The following is an 18,785-nucleotide window of genomic DNA, read 5'->3' as shown; positions in this document are numbered from 1 at the left end:
TAACCTGAACTCCGGATAATAAATCCATCTCAAGCAGCTATTTTCAGCGCTAACTGCGTTGAATTTACTTGCAATAGGCTAGCTATTGACGCGTAATTTCGCCTTGTTTTCACTAAAAATCTCTAGCTTGAGAAAATAAAAATAAATATCATTTTGATTCAATATGTTAGTAAATCTCTTAACCAGAGTTCAGGTTATTTAGTCTGAACTTATACTCTGTGAATGAGAAAAAAGCGGCAATTAAGCCACTTTTTTCTGTTAGTAGTTAAACCTTATATTTTGAAATTGCTTGATGAAGTACCCTTGCTTGCTCAGAGACCTCTTCACTAGTTTGCGCATTAGTTTGTGAGTGAGCCGCAGCCCCCTCGGCAATATCTCGAATACGGACCACGTTTTTATTTACCTCAGAAGCCACCTGACTTTGCTCATCAATAGCAGTAGCAATATGTGTACTCATTTCCATAATAGTTTGCACATCAATGGTAATTGATCCTAGCAGCTCACCCGCTTTTGTTGCTTGTGTTGCACTTTCGCCACCTTGAGTACGACATTGATGCATGATACTCACAACTTCTTGAGTACGCTGTTGCAGGGTGTTAATAATGCCTTCTATTTCGCTGGTTGACTCTTGCGTACGCTGTGCAAGTGAGCGCACTTCATCTGCAACAACCGCAAAGCCACGACCTTGTTCACCCGCTCTCGCCGCTTCAATGGCAGCATTTAAAGCAAGTAAATTAGTTTGCTCTGCAATCGCACGTATCACATCAAGTACAGAACCTATGGTTTCACCATCTTTTTCTAGCTGAGACACCACGCTGGAAGCTTTACCAAGTGAATCAGATAAGGCATTAATATGCTTAATAGTTGACTCTACTTCAACCTGACCTTGCTGGGCGCTTACATTGGTCGATTCAGCTTTTTTAGCGGCGGCTTCAGTATTGTGTGAAATATCTTGAATCGTTGCCTGCATTTCTGTAGCAGCGGTTGCTACCATATCCGCTTCATGTAATTGCTCTTGCATACCGGAGCTAGTCGCTGAGGTTGTTTCAGATAGATTCCCTGTTGCTATATTAAGCGTTGTTAGAGCCGTATTTACTTCATAGATGAGATCTTTAAAGTCACTAATTAAACTATTAAAGTCTATGGTCATCCTTGTTACTTCATCTTTCCCTTTATGCTCTATAAACAAGCTTAAGTCATTGCTTTGTCTGATCTTACCTATTGCTTGATAAACTTTTTCTATAGGTTGGATAATTGAACGACTGGTTAAGTACACAAGTAGCATAACGATGATACTTGCAATTATAAATATGACTATTGCTAATAATTGCGCCTGCTGCGCCGTTTCAGTTACTTGCTCTTTAGTCGCATTAGTGATCAAAGTGACCACTTCATCACTTTTCTTAACACTTATTCTCATTTTCCCTAGGGCACCCGAATTTAAATCGACGCCTAGTTCCACCTGCGCCTCTACCAATGCAGTAAATTTATTTTGGTAGTTGGTCATTAACGAGACCAATTGATTGCGTAAATTATTAGGTAGCTCTGCAGCATTTACTTGTTGTTTTAACTCGCTTGCTAATTTATTAAATCGATCTAAATACTTGGTATCTAAACGTAACATAAAATCTTTTTCAGCTCGACGCAGCTGTAGCATAGTGGTAAGTAATTGGTAATTATTTTGCTCACTAAGCAATGTTTCTATTTTATGAACTGCTTCTCGCAGCTCGCCATATAAAGCGTCTTTTGGGTGCAACCCGATTTTACGCTGTAGTTTTACAACATTTTGAAAGTCGTCATAGTACTGTTGGGCTAACGTAGAAAATTGATTGACCTGAGTCGTAGCAATATTTAAATCTGCAGATAAAACAGATAGCTTTTCTAGTTTAAATTGTAGTTTTTTATATTCTTGTGCAAATAGCTCTAAACTAGACTCATCTTTGTAAAACAAAAAGTCTTTTTCGTATTTACGCATCGAAAGCTCATGCACATCTAGCTCTTCAGCGTACTGAATAGTTTCATTTAATTTAAGCATAATACGTGCTTCATAAATGATGATGCACAGCATAACAATCATGGCTAAGCCAACGATTAATGCGTTAAATTGTAAACGACGTTTAATCGTTAGATTCTGTAAAAAGTTCATTGTAAATACCTATATTAAACTTGCCAGTTCAGTATAACGTGATGCTTTCTTGTATTAACATAATTTTGTTACATGAAATAAACAATAATGCCTATCATTAAAAACCATAAAAAAGGGCTACCAGTAAAATTTAACCATTAACAAACTCCCTTTATACAAATGGACAATATAATCATCGGCCTAATCACAGTATTGTTTAATTTTTACAGTCTCGCCAATCAGAACTTAAATCTCTCGCACTTATAAACGCTCAGTCCATAGCTTTAAAAATATTTATTTATAAAGATGACAATTTTATTAAAAAATTATGAGTCGTGTTATTGATTTAGTTCTATTTCTGGCTAAATTTACTGCAATTAAGTCGTTGTTATTGAATATAAGGAGGGTATACTAAGTTACTAACTTATGTATCTTTTGAGGATAAAATAATGGATTACAGCACTTCTGATTTATGTGACCATTTCGCTGATGTGGTTGACGTGCTTGAACCTATGTTCATCAACTTTGGTGGTCGACACAGTTTTGGTGGCCGCATTAAAACGGTAAAATGTTTTGAAAATAATGAACTGATCCGTCAATTGCTTTCTCAAGATGGTACAGATCAGATTTTACTTATTGATGGTGGAGGCTCCACTCGTAGAGCCTTAATTGATATTGAACTGGCTGAGCTGGCACTTGAAAACAATTGGCAAGGTATTATTGTATATGGTGCACTGCGCCATGTTGATGAACTTGAAGAACTGGATTTAGGAATTCAAGCCATTGGATCAATTCCGGTTGCAGCTGACAGTGAAGGCGCGGGTGAAAGCGGCATAGGCGTTAACTTTGCGGGTGTATCATTTTTCGATGATGATTTTGTTTATGCCGACAGTACAGGTATTGTACTTTCTGCTGAAGAATTAGAGCTAGAAATAATAGAACTGTAGCGTGACAGCACACCTTAAAGTATATAACGAAAGCACACTCAAGCGCATTTGTTCTAACCGTGCAGGTGAACAAAAAGCGTGGCAGTCAATGGCATTACTTGACGCAAACGTTAATATACAACAAGCGCTTACTGATGCTGCACAATTTGGTATGCGCTTTGTTTTACTGGGCGTTTGCGAAGACATTGGACCTAGAGCCAATTTAGGTAAAGGCGGAGCACAGCATGCTTGGCCCGCTTTTTTACAACACTTTTTAAACCAACCTCACAATCACGCTATTGCCATGCAAAAAGTGTTACTCCTTGGCGAAGTAAACCTCGATGACTTAATGAAACAAGCACACCCGCTTGATAACCAAAATCCTCTCGATTTAGACCAATTACGTCAGTTGTGCGCTGAGATTGATGTGCGGGTTGAAGCAATTTTAAGCATGATTTTTAAAGCCGGTCTTGAACCCATCATTATTGGTGGCGGACATAACAACTGCTTAGGTATTATTCGCTCGCTTGCAAAATATAAAAACAGCGCAATTAACGCCATTAATTTAGACCCTCATGCCGACTTTAGAGAGTGTGAAGGCAGACACAGTGGCAATGGTTTTCACTACGCCTATCAAGAGCAGCACCTTAACAGTTACCATGTAATTGGCTTACATGAGCTTAAAAATAATCAACAAATTTTTAATGCGATGCAAAGTGCAAAATTTAGTTTCACCAGCTATCAAGCGATTAATGTTAGGCGAGAAACAAGTTTAACGGAGGCAACTAACAATGCACTAAACGCATTTGATAACGCACCGTTAGGAATAGAAGTTGATTTAGATAGCCTAACCAACATACCTGCAAGCGCATTTAATTATTGCGGTTTTGATGTTAGCGATGGCGAGCATTATGTTTATTTAGCTGCAAGTCATCATCACAGTGCTTATTTACATTTATGCGAAGCAGCACCGTCGCAACATCCTCACTCTCTTGCTGTGGGTAAATTACAATGTGGTCAAGTAATCAGCGCCTTAGTAAATACCTACCTCCAAACAAAGCAAAAAATCTAATTAGTCTTCTTGTGCCTGTAACCACTGTTTAAACCAACTCATTAACCCTAAGCTACTTAAAGGGTGTCCAAAGTAGTATCCTTGTGAGGCATAAGCTTTCAAACTTTTCACAAATTTAAGTTGGTCCAGTGTTTCAACACCTTCAAAAATCACTTTTGTTTGTTGCTGATTATGCATTTCTACCATGCCGCTTACTAAGCTGCGTATATTATTTTGATTACTAAAGTCAGCAGTTAAGGCAGGAGATACCTTAATATACTCCACCGCTAAACTTGGTAATTTAGACAGTAATACGGGGTTATCTCCCAAGCCATCAACGCATACTTTTAAACCTAAACTGTTAAGCCTTGCGATCATGGCTCTGCCTTTATCATCTAGGCTGGTAAAAACATGAAGCGGACATTCAATAATTAAATCGCCTGGCCTTAGTTGATGCTCACCAATGACTCCGTAAACAAAATCAACAAACTCTTCATTGAGCATTTCTGGGCCAAATAAATTAACACTCAAAGGTACTGACATCCCCTCCATACGAAGTGCCATGGCTAATTCGCCAGCACGCTCTATAACAAAGGTAGCCAGTGAATAACCAAGCCCTGCAATTCTAATATCATTTATAAATCGGCTTGCCGATAAGGTGCCTTGCGTGGGGTGTTGCCAACGTAATAACAATTCTAAAAATTCAATTTGGCCATCGCCGTTGCGAATAACGGGTTGAAAAAACAGCTCAAACTCATCAGCAAAGCTGATATTCGCAAGCTCTGTTAATCGCGCTTGTTGCTCTAAATGCTCAACCGTCATTTGTTGATGATAAGCCACTATTTGTTTGCTTGGCTGACTATCAAGTGCCAAATACGCATGGCTAATTAAATCATCAAAGTTCGTACTTTGTTGATCGCAATGAACATAACTGGCTCTTACCTTTACTTCAATAGTGCAATTTGCCACGTTAAAGGGCTTTAATGTAGCGCCAATAATTTGCTTGATAAGCTGTTGATGTAAATGATTATGGCTTTGTAGAACACAAATAAACGCGAAATTTAACCCGCCTAAATGCGCTAATTTAGCGTGCGGAGCAAGGAACAACACTTCATCACTGTCTAGTAAGTCTTTTATTCGATTTGCCGACTGCGACAACAATAAGTCACCAAAATCTCGTCCAATATGTTGATTTACCTGCGCAAACCCCTCTAGCCTTAATACAATAAGTGCGGCTCTGAATGAACCTTCATTGGTAAGCTCATTATACTTTTGACGTAACTGTTGTTTATCGGGGAAGCTGGCTAAAGGCGAGTTTTCAACATACACCTCAGGCTCGGTTTGTGGCTTTAAAGGCGTAGTAGTTTTAGGCTCATTATCAGCTAAAAAACCACTGACTGAGAGCAGTAAAATAGCCATGAGCAACCACGCTAAATGCAGCGTAAAAAAGAGATACCCTATTAACAATAAAGCAAGTAATGCGCTTGCACAGGCACTGATAAGAAGTGGTTTTTTTTGCTTTTGTAACTTCGCTTGATATAAATTAAAACCAAAACCTAGCGCTAGTAAAATAGCGAGCCAGGGTATTGCGCTACTCACCATAGCTAAGCCAATGAGCCCAGTACATAAAAAGCTGAGTCTCATTACGTTACTTTTAACGGTTAATAGCGTGGCAACCATTGCCATTAAAAGTGCACCACTTAAAAAAATAGCTAAATTGATGTAGCTAAATAACGTTCCATCCATAGCTGACGTACTCACTGACATTAAATAAAACATAGGTTTAAGAGTTAATTTTATACAAACTAGCTAAGTTTACCCAATATCCATAGATTTAACAGTTTATTTACCCCAAACTGATAACTTAATTGTGCAGGATGGTCAATTTGCCAATGAGCTATATCTGCGCGAGCGCCAACTTTTAACACCCCTCTATCAGTAAAACCTAAAGCACGAGCCGCATGTGCTGTTACGCCAGTTAATGCCTGCTCTGGGGTGAAATTAAATAAGGTACAGGCCATATTCATCATTAATTGCAACGAACATAAGGGTGATGTGCCGGGATTAAAGTCACTGGCGATCGCAATGGGTACTTTGTATTTATTTAACAGTTCAATTGGTGGGTATTTCGTTTCTTTTAAAAAATAAAAAGCCCCAGGCAGTAATACCGCCACAGTGCCTGCGTTTGCCATAGCTTTAACGCCTGCTTCATCAAGGTATTCTAAATGATCAGCCGACAGGCCATTGTATTGTGCTACCAGCGCTGCACCGTGTTGATTTGATAGTTGCTCGGCATGACACTTGATTGCCAAACCCTGTTTTTTAGCTGCATCAAATACGCGTTGAGTTTGTGCGTAGCTAAAGCCAATGTCTTCACAAAATACGTCAACTGCATCCACTAGGTCATGTTCAACAAGCGTGCTTAGCATTTCATTGCATACTAAATCTATGTAATCATCACTGCGGTTTTTAAACTCCAAAGGTAGTGCATGCGCCCCTAAAAAGGTGTTAACCACGTCAATAGGATGATGTTGATTTAACAGCCTAGCCACCTCCAATATTTTTTTCTCATTGTCTATATCAAGCCCATACCCTGACTTAATTTCAACCGTTGTCACCCCTTCAGCTAACAATGCATTTAAACGCTCTTTTGTTGCTACAAATAACTTTTCGTGGTCAGCCTCTCGGGTTGCTTTAACTGTACTTGCTATTCCCCCGCCCTGCGCTGCTATTTGCTGATAGCTCACGCCCTGCAAACGCTGCTCAAACTCTTGCGCACGAGAACCGGCAAACACTAAGTGAGTATGGCAATCCACTAACCCCGGGGTTAACCACTGTCCTTTGATACTTACTACCGGAGTGGCTAATACATCAAAGTCGGGCAACTCAGTTTGCTTACCTAGCCACACTATTTTGCCATTTTTAATAGCTAGCGCCGCATTTTCTATTGCCCCATAAGGCGCATCAATATTGCTATCCATAGTGGCAATGTTGGCATCTGTGAGCAATAAATCGATATCATTTAACTGTTCTGTAGATTCTGTGGCTTGCATAAGTTTCTCCGCGATAATGTTCAAACAAGTTTAACAACACATCTTGTATATACAAGGTAATTATGCCATCTTATTAAGTATTGTTTATTTTTAATACATCAAAAGCGTCTATGCCAACACCTAAATTTACACAAATAAAACAGTTTATTGTGGACAAAATACGCAGTGGGCTTTGGCTTGAAAACCAACGCGTGCCCTCAGAAAATGAACTGGCAAAGCAGTTTGCGGTAAGTAGAATGACCGCACGTCGAGCGTTAAGTGAGCTAACTGATACAGGCATTTTAACCCGTAGCCAAGGGCTGGGTACTTTTGTCGCAAGCTTTAAGTCGCAATCATCATTACTCGAAATAAAAAACATTGCACATGAAGTCAAAGAGCGAAACGGAAACTACAGCTGCACAGTACAGGTGTTGGAATCAATCAATGCCGTGGCGCCAATTGCTATTGCTTTAGGTGTTGAGGTAGATAGTGTGGTGTATAGAAGTGTCATTATTCATAATGAAAACGACAGTCCCTTGCAAGTTGAAGAACGCTTTGTAAACCCGTTACTTGCCAAGGATTATTTACAACAAGATTTTACCGCTCTCACCCCACACGAATACCTATCAACGGTTGCCCCTTTAACACAAGCAAGGCACACCGTAGAGGCTATTACACCAAGCAGTGAAATGTGCCAATGGCTTAACCTGTATAACGAAGAGCCATGCTTACAAGTAATACGCCGCACTTGGTCGGTTAACGGGATTGTTAGCTTTGCACGACTTATATCGCCGGGTAGTAAGTACCGCTTGGGCGGACAATTAACATTTAAAAACAATAATAAAGCCCATAACGCTTAACACTATTTAACAGGAGTGAACAATGGATCATCGACTGGACACACAACGTGAAATACGCGCACAGCATGGTAATCAAATATCTACTAAAAGCTGGCAAACCGAAGCAGCTAAACGCATGCTAATGAATAATTTAGACCCTAATGTTGCCGAGCACCCTCAAGCTTTGGTGGTGTACGGCGGGATTGGCCGTGCAGCCCGTGATTGGCCAAGCTATGACAAAATAATTGAGACGCTTGAGCGCCTTGAAGATGACGAAACCTTATTGGTGCAATCAGGTAAACCAGTGGGGGTATTTAAAACTCATAGCAATGCACCGCGGGTATTAATTGCAAATTCTAACCTTGTTCCGCACTGGGCTAACTGGGAACACTTTAACGAGTTAGATAAGAAAGGCTTGATGATGTACGGCCAAATGACCGCTGGCTCTTGGATTTATATTGGTTCTCAAGGAATTGTTCAAGGCACTTACGAAACCTTTGTAGCTATGGCAAAACAACATTTCTCAGGCGATGCCAAAGGTAAGTGGGTGTTAACAGGTGGCCTGGGAGGAATGGGCGGTGCACAACCATTAGCGGCTACCATGGCTGGCTTTAGTGCCTTAGTGGTGGAATGTGATGAAAGCCGTATCGATTTTCGAATAAAAACAGGGTACGTCGATGTAAAAGCGACAGATCTTGAGCATGCATTAAAATTAATAACCGATGCCTGTGTCAAAGGTGAAGCGCTTTCTGTGGGTTTACTCGGTAACGCGGCTGATGTTTTTAGTACCTTAGTAAAAAGTGGTATTACTCCCGATATAGTCACCGATCAAACCTCAGCCCATGATCCGCTTAACGGCTACCTACCACAAGGTTGGAGTATGGAGCATGCAGAAAAAATGCGAATCGATAATCCACAAGCAGTAGTCAAAGCGGCCAAACAGTCAATGGCTGTTCAAGTAACAGCGATGTTGGCACTGCAAGATGCGGGCGCAGCAACTACTGACTATGGCAATAATATTCGCCAAATGGCGCTCGAAGAAGGCGTAGCAAATGCATTTGATTTCCCTGGATTTGTGCCTGCTTATATTCGTCCATTATTTTGTGAAGGGATTGGTCCGTTTAGGTGGGTAGCACTATCTGGCGATCCTGAAGATATTTACAAAACAGACGCAAAAGTAAAAGAGCTAATTCCTGATGATAAGCATTTGCATAATTGGCTTGATATGGCGCGTGAGCGAATTCAATTTCAAGGCTTGCCTGCACGTATTTGTTGGGTCGGTTTAAAAGATAGAGCGCGCCTTGCTGTTGCCTTTAACGATATGGTTAAAAGCGGTGAGCTTAAAGCGCCGGTAGTTATTGGACGAGATCATCTCGACTCAGGCTCAGTTGCCAGTCCTAACCGTGAAACTGAAAGTATGAAAGATGGCTCCGACGCGGTCTCCGACTGGCCACTATTAAATGCTCTGCTTAATACCGCAGGCGGTGCTACTTGGGTATCGCTTCATCATGGCGGTGGTGTAGGTATGGGGTTTAGCCAGCACTCAGGCGTAGTGATTGTTGCCGATGGCACTGATGAAGCAGAGCAGCGTCTTGCTCGAGTATTATGGAACGATCCCGCCACCGGTGTAATGCGCCATGCTGATGCGGGTTATGAAATTGCAAAAAACTGTGCGCAACAGCAGCAGCTAGACTTACCAATGCTTAATGAGGATAAGTCATGATTTCATATACACTCAAACCGGGTCAGCTTGACTTAAACACGCTAAGAAAAATTAACAAATCAGCCATAGATTTAACTCTGGCCAATGATGCACAGGCGCAAATAGCAGCCAGTGCCCAAACAGTACAAAACGTGATAAACGAACATCGCACTGTATATGGTATTAATACTGGCTTTGGGTTATTGGCCAATACTAAAATCGCTGACGATGAACTCGAACTATTACAACGCAGTATCGTGCTTTCACACGCCGCAGGTATTGGTGAGTTAATGGATGACAGCACCGTTAGGTTTATGATCACGCTAAAAATAAACTCCTTATCGCGCGGTTATTCTGGCATTCGCTTAGCTGTGCTTGAGTTTTTTATGCAGCTGCTTAAAAGTGAAGTTTACCCTTGCGTGCCTAAAAAGGGCTCAGTGGGCGCATCGGGCGATTTAGCACCGCTTGCGCATATGTGTTTGCCTTTATTAGGTGAAGGGCAAATGCGTTACCAAGGTGAGCTGATAAGTGCTGCACAAGGACTCAACATTGCAGGGCTTGAGCCACTAACATTAGCTGCAAAAGAAGGCTTAGCCTTATTAAATGGCACGCAAGCCTCTACTGCATTTGCACTTCAGGGATTATTTAGAGCCGAAGACTTGTACGCACAAAGCTGTGTAATTGGCTCTATCAGTATAGAAGCGGCCATGGGCAGTCGCGCACCATTTGATGCGCGTATTCATGAGGTTCGTGGTCAACAAGGGCAAATTGATACCGCGCATGTATTTAGAGAATTACTCGATACGCACTCACAAATTAGTGACTCACATATTAATTGTGAAAAAGTACAAGACCCTTATTGCCTGCGTTGCCAACCTCAAGTACTTGGTGCATGCTTAACCCAAATACGCCAAGCCGCCGAAGTATTACTTTGTGAATCAAACGGGGTAACCGATAACCCTCTCGTATTTGCCGATATAGGGGATATTATTTCAGGCGGAAACTTTCATGCTGAGCCCGTTGCTATGGCCGCTGATAACCTGGCGATTGCTGTTGCTGAAATTGGCGCCTTAGCTGAGCGACGTATTGCTCTATTGATTGACTCTAATTTATCTAAATTACCGCCATTTTTAGTAAAAAACGGTGGGGTAAATTCAGGATTTATGATTGCTCAAGTCACCGCAGCTGCTCTCGCCTCTGAAAACAAATCCTTAGCACACCCTGCCTCGGTAGATAGCTTACCGACTTCAGCAAATCAGGAAGACCATGTTTCTATGGCAACGTTTGCAGCACGACGACTGGTTGATATGGCTAATAATACGCAAGGCGTACTGGCCATAGAATGGCTCAGTGCTGCCCAAGGGCTTGAGTTTAGAGCGCCACTACGCGCGTGTGATAAAGTAGAAAGTGCCAAAGCACTGCTACGCCAACATGTTAGCTATTACGACAAAGACCGGTATTTTGCTCCCGATATTGAAGCGGCCAACACGCTACTAAGTGAAGGTAAGTTGTGTGACTTCATAAGCCACTCCCCCTTACCTTCTTATTAAATACCATACTGATAACTAAAACCCAGTGCTTCTATCGCTGAGCCAATAACTTTGCGCTCAGCGACCTCATTACTACTAAAGCTTGGCATTTGTGTGCCATACAGCTCACACTTTTGTGCATAATAATCTTCTTTGCTCGGGTGCGCTGGGTTCACCACATTATAAATGCTCTGTCCTTGCGACCAGTTATTAAGGACCGCATAAATAGCATTGATCACATCTTGTTGATGCACCATATTCACTACTTGCTTACTAGAGGTATTGAGTTCTTTACCCGCCACAAAACGACCAGGCTCTCTATTTGCCCCTAACAATCCAGCTAAGCGAAGCACTTTACCTTGCTGTTCAAGCACTTGCTCTTCGGCGTCATACAGCTTTATTTGTCGCTCGTTAGTGCCTGATATATCGCTGCTTTCACTATAAACGCCAGGTTCTTGGTCATATACCCCAGTCGATGAGCACAATAAAAAGCCTTTGCAATTAAGCTCAGTTGCCAGCTTTAACGCCTGCTCAAGCACTTGCGGATAATCACTTTGACTATCTCGACTGCGAGGCGGGATTGCACAGACCCAATACGCATTTTGTAAATCCACTTGGTGCTGCAACTCGCCGTTTTGTAAAACAAACTGACGTTCAAAATCAAATTGATGAGTGTCACTTCGATGAGTTCCCTGCACTTGCCAGCCTTGTTTTTGTGCATCAATACATAAGGCTTGGCCAAGCCAGCCAGCGCCAAGAACGACTAAATTATCTTTGTTGGTTTGCACTTTATTTACCCTTATTAAAACTCAATCAACGCGTTTTATAGCGATAAAAAATATAATTAACTTTATGCGACTAAAAATAATATTAGCAAACGCTGGTTGCAGAAGATATTAACATACACCTTTTTTACGATTAACAACCTCTTTAATGATAAAGCTTCCGTGCATACACATCTGCCGATAAACCGTATGACTTAAGTGACTTATCGAGAGTAATATATAAAACGATTGCTCAATTTAAACTTTAAAAAACGATGGCTGCTAACAAGGCGTTTAAGGGTGAAATTTAAGCGTTTTGCTCTTGTTTTTAATTTATTCAGCACCATATCTTAAGGGTCTGTTTATCTGCAGTTTTAATCAAGTTTCGTTACATAACGCTATTTTTATGAGCGAGATCTCATTTTTCTGTTTTAAATGAAGATCTTTTTATTGAGGTAGTTTGATGTTTAGCAGAGTCTGGTATAGTAGCGCAGGTAATAAACAGTGCTTTTTAAGCAGCTTAATACAAAATTGCTAATTAATGTGTCCTAAAGGTTAATTTAAAGAATACATTAATTATCAATTGTAAAAAATGGGTTAGCCGATGCACGGCTAGCAAAAAAACACATTGTAACGGTTTTATCATGATATCTAATTTATTTACCAAGATTTTTGGTAGTCGCAATGACCGCACTATTAAAAACCTAAGAAAGACGGTCGCACTGATCAATGCACTTGAAACGCAGCTAGAAGCGCTTTCAGATGAAGATTTAAAAGCTAAAACAGCCGAGTTTAGAGAGCGTTACGATAACGGACAAAGCTTAGGCGATATTCTACCAGAAGCATTTGCAGTGGTACGTGAAGCATCAAAACGTGTAAACGGTATGCGTCATTTCGACGTGCAGTTATTAGGTGGTATGGTTTTACACCAAGGTCGTATCGCAGAAATGCGTACCGGTGAAGGTAAAACACTCACAGCGACACTGCCGGCTTATTTAAATGGTTTAACAGGTAAAGGTGTTCATGTCATTACCGTGAATGACTACTTGGCCAAACGTGATGCTGAAACCAATCGCCCATTATTTGAATTTTTAGGGTTAACCGTAGGCTGTAATGTTCCGGGCATGATGCCACAACAGAAAAAACAAGCTTATGCAGCTGACATCACTTACGGTACCAATAACGAATTTGGTTTTGATTACCTGCGTGACAACATGGCATTTAGTATTGATGAGCGCGTACAACGCCCATTATTTTATGCTGTAGTGGATGAAGTGGATTCAATCCTTATTGATGAAGCACGTACGCCACTGATTATTTCTGGTCCCGCTGAAGATAGCTCTGAGCTATACACAGAAATAAATACCATTGTTCCTTTACTTGAACTACAAGAAAAAGAAGATGAGGAAGGGATTGAAGGCGATGGCGATTTCACTATCGATGAAAAATCTAAGCAAGTTCATCTTACTGAGCGTGGGCAAATAAAAGTTGAAGAGCTACTTACTGAGCGCGGCTTAATTGAAGAAGGTGATTCACTGTACTCAGCAGCGAGCATCACGCTACTTAGTCACGTTTATGCAGCTCTTCGTGCGCACAAGCTTTACCAAAAAGATGTTGACTACGTTATTAAAGAAAACGAAGTCATCATTATTGATGAGCACACAGGTCGTTCAATGGAAGGGCGTCGTTGGTCAGAAGGTTTACACCAAGCTGTAGAAGCAAAAGAAGGTGTGAAAATTCAAAACGAGAACCAAACATTAGCCTCTATTACGTTCCAAAATTACTTCCGCTTGTACGAAACGCTAGCAGGTATGACAGGCACAGCCGACACAGAAGCGTTTGAGTTTCAGTCTATCTACGGTTTAGACACTGTGGTTATGCCAACCAATAAACCAATGATCCGCGATGATCGCGCTGATTTAGTTTACTTAACGCAAGAAGAAAAGTACGAAGCGATTTTAGCAGACATTAAAGACTGTCAAGAACGTGGTCAGCCGGTACTTGTAGGTACTATCTCAATTGAAAGCTCTGAGTACTTATCGCAGTTTTTACGCAAAGAAAAAATTAAGCACAATGTACTTAATGCTAAATTCCACGCACAAGAAGCAGACATTGTTTCTGATGCGGGCTTACCAGGTACAGTTACGATTGCCACTAACATGGCCGGTCGTGGTACCGATATCGTACTTGGTGGTAATTGGAACAGCGAAGTTGAAAAACTTGAGAACCCAACTGACGAACAAATTGCTGAAATAAAAGCAGCATGGAAGATTCGCCATGATGCGGTAATTGATGCTGGCGGCTTACACATTATTGGTACTGAGCGTCATGAATCACGTCGTATTGATAACCAATTACGTGGTCGTTCTGGCCGTCAAGGTGATGCCGGTTCAAGCCGTTTCTACCTATCGATGGACGATGCGTTAATGCGTATTTTTGCTGGTGAGCGCATGACTAATATGATGCGTAAACTAGGTATGCAACGCGGCGAAGCGATTGAACATCCATGGGTTAACCGCGCAATCGAAAACGCTCAGCGTAAAGTAGAAGCACGTAACTTTGATGTGCGTAAACAGCTACTTGAGTACGATGATGTAGCAAACGATCAACGTCGTGTTGTTTACTCACAACGTAACGAATTGCTTGAAGAAGGTGATATTTCAGAAACGATTACTGCTATCCGTGGTGATGTGCTCGCTGGTGTGATTGATCAATACATTGCTCCACAAAGCTTGGCTGAAATGTGGGATATACCAGGACTTGAAGAACGCTTAAAACAAGACTTCTTAATTGAGTTACCAATTACTCAGTGGTTAGCTGATGACAATAAACTGTACGAAGAAAAACTGCGTGAGCGTATTGAAGAAGCGGTTGAACAAGCTTACAAGCAAAAAGAAGAAATGGTTGGCGATTCTGTACTACGTCAGTTTGAAAAAGCCATTATGCTTCAAAGTCTTGACCAGCATTGGAAAGACCATCTTGCTGCAATGGATCACTTACGCCAAGGTATTCACTTACGTGGTTATGCACAAAAGAATCCTAAGCAAGAGTACAAACGTGAGTCGTTTGAATTGTTCTCTGAAATGCTAGAAAACTTAAAAGTCGATGTCGTCGGTATTTTAAGTAAAGTGCAAGTTCGCGCTGAAGAAGATGTTGAAAAAGTAGAAGAGCAACACCGTAAAAGTGAAAATGCCCCTCGCGAATATCAACATGAAGAAGCAGAGCATGTAGGTGGTGAAGCCCCACAAAGCGCTCAGGTTATGGCGCGTAGCGAGCCAAAAGTGGGTCGTAACGATCCATGTCCATGTGGTTCAGGTCAAAAATACAAACAATGTTGTGGTAAATTAAAATAACACCACTTTGTTACGTTAGATAAAAAGCGACGCTTGCGTCGCTTTTTTTATGCTATTTAAGGGAGAGGTAATGACTAAAGTAATTATCAATGTTGCTGTGGGTGTAATTAAAAAAAATAACAATGTGTTTATTTGTAAACGTGCAGATGAGCAACATCAAGGTGGGTTATGGGAGTTTCCTGGTGGCAAAGTTGAAGCCGGAGAAAGTGTGTTTCAAGCCCTAAAACGTGAACTGCTAGAAGAAGTAGGACTGACTATTCATAGTTCAAGCGAACTTATCACCATAGAGCATGACTATGGCGATAAATGCGTACGACTTAATGTACACGTGGTCAGTAACTTTAACGGTCAAGCTCATGGCGCAGAAGGGCAACCAAGCGAATGGGTAAGTATAGACGAACTTGATAACTATGATTTTCCTGCAGCCAATGTCGAGATTATCAGCGCCATAAAAACTAAATATAACTAGATAAAAGTAACTAAAAAGCCAGTGAGCATCATGCTCACTGGCTTTTTATTTTGCGATTAGTGGGGCTAACCGCTTAAGCTAATTTTAGTTCAAATTACCAAATTTTTACGCGATCTTCAGGCTTGATATACATTTTATCGCCCTCTTTAACATCAAACGCTTGGTAAAATTCTGGCATGTTCGACAAAATACCAATTACGCGATAATGACTCGGTGAATGTGAATCGGTCATTAAACGATTGCGCAATGCTTCATCACGGTATTTACGACGCCAAATTTGCGACCAGCCCATAAAGAAGCGTTGGTCGCCCGTATAGCCTTCAATAATGGGCGCTTTAGAATCACCCAGCGATAATTGATACGCTTTATAAGCGACGGTTAAGCCGCCTAAATCACCAATGTTTTCACCCAGTGTCAGCTCACCATTAACGCTGGCATCTTCAAACGGTTTATATTGATTATACTGCGCAACTAAGGCAGCACTTCGCTGTTCAAACTGCTTAAGGTCTGACTCGCTCCACCAATTACGTAAATTGCCATCACCGTCGTATTTTGCACCTTGGTCATCAAAGCCATGGCCTAACTCATGGCCAATAACCGCACCAATAGCACCATAGTTAACCGCATCATCTGCTTCTAAATTAAAGAAAGGAGGCTGCAGAATCGCCGCAGGGAATACTATTTCGTTATTCACTGGGTTGTAGTAAGCATTCACTGTTTGTGGCGTCATATGCCACTCAGAGCGATCAACTGGCTTACCTAATTTAGCAACCATATCTGCATAAGCCCACTCACTGTAGCGAATATAGTTACCTACTAGTTCATCAGGATTAATTACTAAATCTGAATAATCTTTCCATTTATCTGGGTAACCAATTTTAGGCGTAAACTTATCCAGCTTTTCTTGCGCCGCAACTTTTGTTTCAGGGCTCATCCACTCAAGGTTTTCAATTGCCACTGAATAGCCTTTAATCACGTTATCAACTAATTCTTCCATGCGCGCTTTCGCTTCTGGCGGGAAGTTTTCTTTAACGTAGACTTTACCTAAAATTTCACCCAGTACACTGTTTGATGCATCAACGGCTTGCTTCCAAAGTGGCGCTTGCTCTTCAACACCGCGCAATGTGGTGCTGTAAAAATTAAATTTCAAATCCACTAAGTCTTTATTTAGCAACTGCGCGTAATTACTAACGAAATGGAATTTTAAGTAGTTTTGCCAAACCGATAAGTCTGTATTTTTGAAAATGTCTGCAAATTTTTCAAAGTAACTTGGTTGGCGCACAATCAACTCTTGGGCATCAACACCAACGGCTTCAAAGTAAGCACTTAAATCAAAATCTCCCATTAACGTGTTAGCTTCAGCTACTGACATTTTATTATATGATTTTGTTGCATCACGACTTTGTACCCGACTCCACTGTGCATCAGCAAGTGTCGTTTCAAGGGCAAGTATCGCTTTGGCTGCATCAGCGGCATTATTAACGCCAGCTTTAGCTAAAATATCGGTAATATAGGTTTGATATGCCGCGCGAATTTTTGTGAATTTTTCATCATCTTTTAAATAATAATCACGGTCAGGTAAACCAAGTCCGGCTTGATAGGCATAAAGCGCATTTTCACTTGAGTTTTTAGCATCATTATTAACATACCAGCCAAAAGGAAGATCTCCGCCTTTAACTTGTAGCTGTGCCATCAGTGTGACCAACGCGGCTTTATCTTTTACTGTATCAATGCTTTTAATAGCAGGCTCAAGTGGTAACATCCCTAACTCTTCACGAGCATTTTCTGCCATGTAGCTAGTATAAAATGCGCCGATCTTATATTCATCTGAACCTGGCTTTGCGCTGCTATTGGTACTGGCATTTTCTAGAACTGTTTTCATTGCTTTTTGCGATTCATCATATAACTGTGAGAACGACCCATAGTTTGACTTATCGCCAGGGATTTCAGTTTTTTCTAACCATTTACCGTTTACGTGGTAGTAAAAATCATCCTGTGCACGAACACTGTTATCGATATTTTGTAAATCAACACCTAAGGCACCAGGGGTTGCCACCGGTGCGGTTACTGTTGTTGCTTCTGCTTGCATTTCTTGTGGCTTTTCGCCGCAACCAACCAAACCTAACGCCAATGCAATACTGGCGGCAGTCATTGTTATTTTTTTCATAAGAATTCCGTATATTAATTAGAATAAATACGCATTTCATTAAGATTTGATAACTCAAAAAAACAACAATAGGATGCAGTCTATTATCTGCTTAATGAAATACGCATCAGCTACAACCTAATTTAGGAAGTACTAACTAGGCATCATAAACCTGATTTAAATAACAATAAAATCGAATATGTAACAAAGTATTTTAAAGCCAGCAAAACAAACTGAGCAAGGTGTTAAATGGTATTTAATTAAGATTTATTTTTACCATGTAAAGCTAAGCGTTGAAGCTTTTCTTTTAATGACGGTGGAGCAGAATCGGCGATCGCATTTAAATAATCAGCCGTTTGTTCACTCATTTTAAGGGAGTTCGTTGGTTTGCCATCAGCCACTTTAGGTCGAGTGCTTAACCGCTGAGTTGCCTGTGGATTGGCAGTAATTTTTATTTGCCCAAGCTCGGCCATACCCGCGGCTCTAAAATGCGATTGCATGTCCATTTTTAAATAATTAAGCCTAAGCGCAATAGGTGCAGAAACGGCTTCTATCATTAAGGTGCCGTCACGGTAATTACTTACTCGGCACTTTTCACCTAACTTAGGGCCTAAGAAATCGCGCAACAATTGTTGCTGTGTATCCAGTGCTTGACTTTTTCCAGCATAGGCTGCTAAGCGGTTGTTCAGCCCAGCCATAATATCGGTTAACGGTTTTGGCGCATATCTATCTTTAGCCATATCACACCTTAAAAACATCAAAAGAAGGCTTGCTTAAATTAAACTTAATTTAAGCAAGCAAAGTGGGTTTATACCAATTCACTGAAATAAATATTATTGCGGATGGGTA

Annotated in this window: 13 protein-coding genes; 7 read left to right on the top strand and 6 right to left on the bottom strand. The window is 41.0% G+C overall.

All coding sequences use genetic code 11. The annotated features are described in order from the left end of the window. Positions 1-265: 265 nt before the first annotated feature. Complete coding sequence (locus tag CWC14_RS04870) at positions 266-2,146, bottom strand: methyl-accepting chemotaxis protein (RefSeq protein WP_138561598.1); 1,881 nt, start codon at positions 2,144-2,146, stop codon at positions 266-268. Between the two features lie 428 nt (positions 2,147-2,574). Between CWC14_RS04870 and rraA the strand changes: the two genes are divergently transcribed. Both rraA and CWC14_RS04860 read left to right on the top strand, forming a co-directional pair. Next, entirely contained in the window at positions 2,575-3,072 is a 498-nt protein-coding gene (gene rraA, locus CWC14_RS04865; protein ID WP_008115004.1) for a ribonuclease E activity regulator RraA, read from the top strand. A 1-nt stretch (position 3,073) separates the two neighbouring features. Beyond that, positions 3,074-4,123: a formimidoylglutamase gene (locus tag CWC14_RS04860; protein ID WP_138561596.1), complete on the top strand. Its 1,050-nt coding sequence runs from the start codon at positions 3,074-3,076 to the stop codon at positions 4,121-4,123. Here the strand turns inward: CWC14_RS04860 and CWC14_RS04855 are convergent, their stop codons facing one another. Together CWC14_RS04855 and hutI are read right to left on the bottom strand one after the other, a co-directional pair. After that, positions 4,124-5,848, bottom strand: a complete 1,725-nt coding sequence (locus CWC14_RS04855) for a GGDEF domain-containing phosphodiesterase (protein WP_138561602.1) — start codon at positions 5,846-5,848, stop codon at positions 4,124-4,126. It abuts the gene before it with no gap. Positions 5,849-5,907: 59 nt separating this feature from the next. Beyond that, positions 5,908-7,155 (bottom strand): imidazolonepropionase, encoded by a 1,248-nt coding sequence (gene hutI / locus CWC14_RS04850; protein ID WP_138561594.1) that lies wholly within the window; start codon positions 7,153-7,155, stop codon positions 5,908-5,910. A 110-nt stretch (positions 7,156-7,265) separates the two neighbouring features. Here hutI and hutC point away from each other — a divergent pair, with 110 nt between their 5' ends. Genes hutC through hutH form a run of 3 tightly spaced genes read left to right on the top strand, consistent with a single transcriptional unit; the run spans position 7,266 to position 11,225 of the window. Then, positions 7,266-7,994: a histidine utilization transcriptional repressor HutC gene (gene hutC, locus CWC14_RS04845; RefSeq protein ID WP_096038897.1), complete on the top strand. Its 729-nt coding sequence runs from the start codon at positions 7,266-7,268 to the stop codon at positions 7,992-7,994. Positions 7,995-8,016: 22 nt separating this feature from the next. Then, positions 8,017-9,696 carry a urocanate hydratase gene (gene hutU, locus CWC14_RS04840; RefSeq protein ID WP_138561592.1) on the top strand — a complete coding sequence of 560 codons (1,680 nt, stop codon included), beginning with the start codon at positions 8,017-8,019 and terminating at the stop codon, positions 9,694-9,696. Next, on the top strand, positions 9,693-11,225 hold the full coding sequence (gene hutH, locus CWC14_RS04835) for a histidine ammonia-lyase (RefSeq protein ID WP_138561590.1): 1,533 nt from the start codon (positions 9,693-9,695) through the stop codon (positions 11,223-11,225). The genes hutU and hutH overlap by 4 nt, the downstream gene beginning before the upstream one ends. Here the strand turns inward: hutH and CWC14_RS04830 are convergent. Beyond that, positions 11,222-11,992 (bottom strand): Rossmann-fold NAD(P)-binding domain-containing protein, encoded by a 771-nt coding sequence (locus tag CWC14_RS04830; RefSeq protein ID WP_138561588.1) that lies wholly within the window; start codon positions 11,990-11,992, stop codon positions 11,222-11,224. The genes hutH and CWC14_RS04830 overlap by 4 nt on opposite strands. A 620-nt stretch (positions 11,993-12,612) precedes the next feature. Between CWC14_RS04830 and secA the strand changes: the two genes are divergently transcribed. Both secA and mutT read left to right on the top strand, forming a co-directional pair. Further along, positions 12,613-15,321, top strand: a complete 2,709-nt coding sequence (gene secA, locus CWC14_RS04825) for a preprotein translocase subunit SecA (protein WP_013463887.1) — start codon at positions 12,613-12,615, stop codon at positions 15,319-15,321. A 70-nt stretch (positions 15,322-15,391) separates the two neighbouring features. After that, on the top strand, positions 15,392-15,790 hold the full coding sequence (gene mutT, locus CWC14_RS04820; protein WP_138561586.1) for an 8-oxo-dGTP diphosphatase MutT: 399 nt from the start codon (positions 15,392-15,394) through the stop codon (positions 15,788-15,790). 94 nt (positions 15,791-15,884) lie between these two features. Here the strand turns inward: mutT and CWC14_RS04815 are convergent, their stop codons facing one another. Together CWC14_RS04815 and CWC14_RS04810 are read right to left on the bottom strand one after the other, a co-directional pair. Next, positions 15,885-17,957, bottom strand: a complete 2,073-nt coding sequence (locus tag CWC14_RS04815) for a M13 family metallopeptidase (protein ID WP_138561584.1) — start codon at positions 17,955-17,957, stop codon at positions 15,885-15,887. Positions 17,958-18,196: 239 nt separating this feature from the next. Further along, a complete protein-coding gene (locus CWC14_RS04810) occupies positions 18,197-18,676 on the bottom strand; it encodes a DciA family protein (RefSeq protein ID WP_076923007.1) in 480 nt (159 codons plus the stop codon). Between the last annotated feature and the right edge of the window lie 109 nt (positions 18,677-18,785).

This window comes from Pseudoalteromonas sp. S3260, from assembly GCF_005886925.1.
Taxonomy (GTDB): Bacteria; Pseudomonadota; Gammaproteobacteria; order Enterobacterales; family Alteromonadaceae; genus Pseudoalteromonas; species Pseudoalteromonas tetraodonis.
The sequence above is the reverse complement of the archived record's forward strand: the minus strand, read 5'-3'. Positions and strand labels throughout refer to the sequence as shown.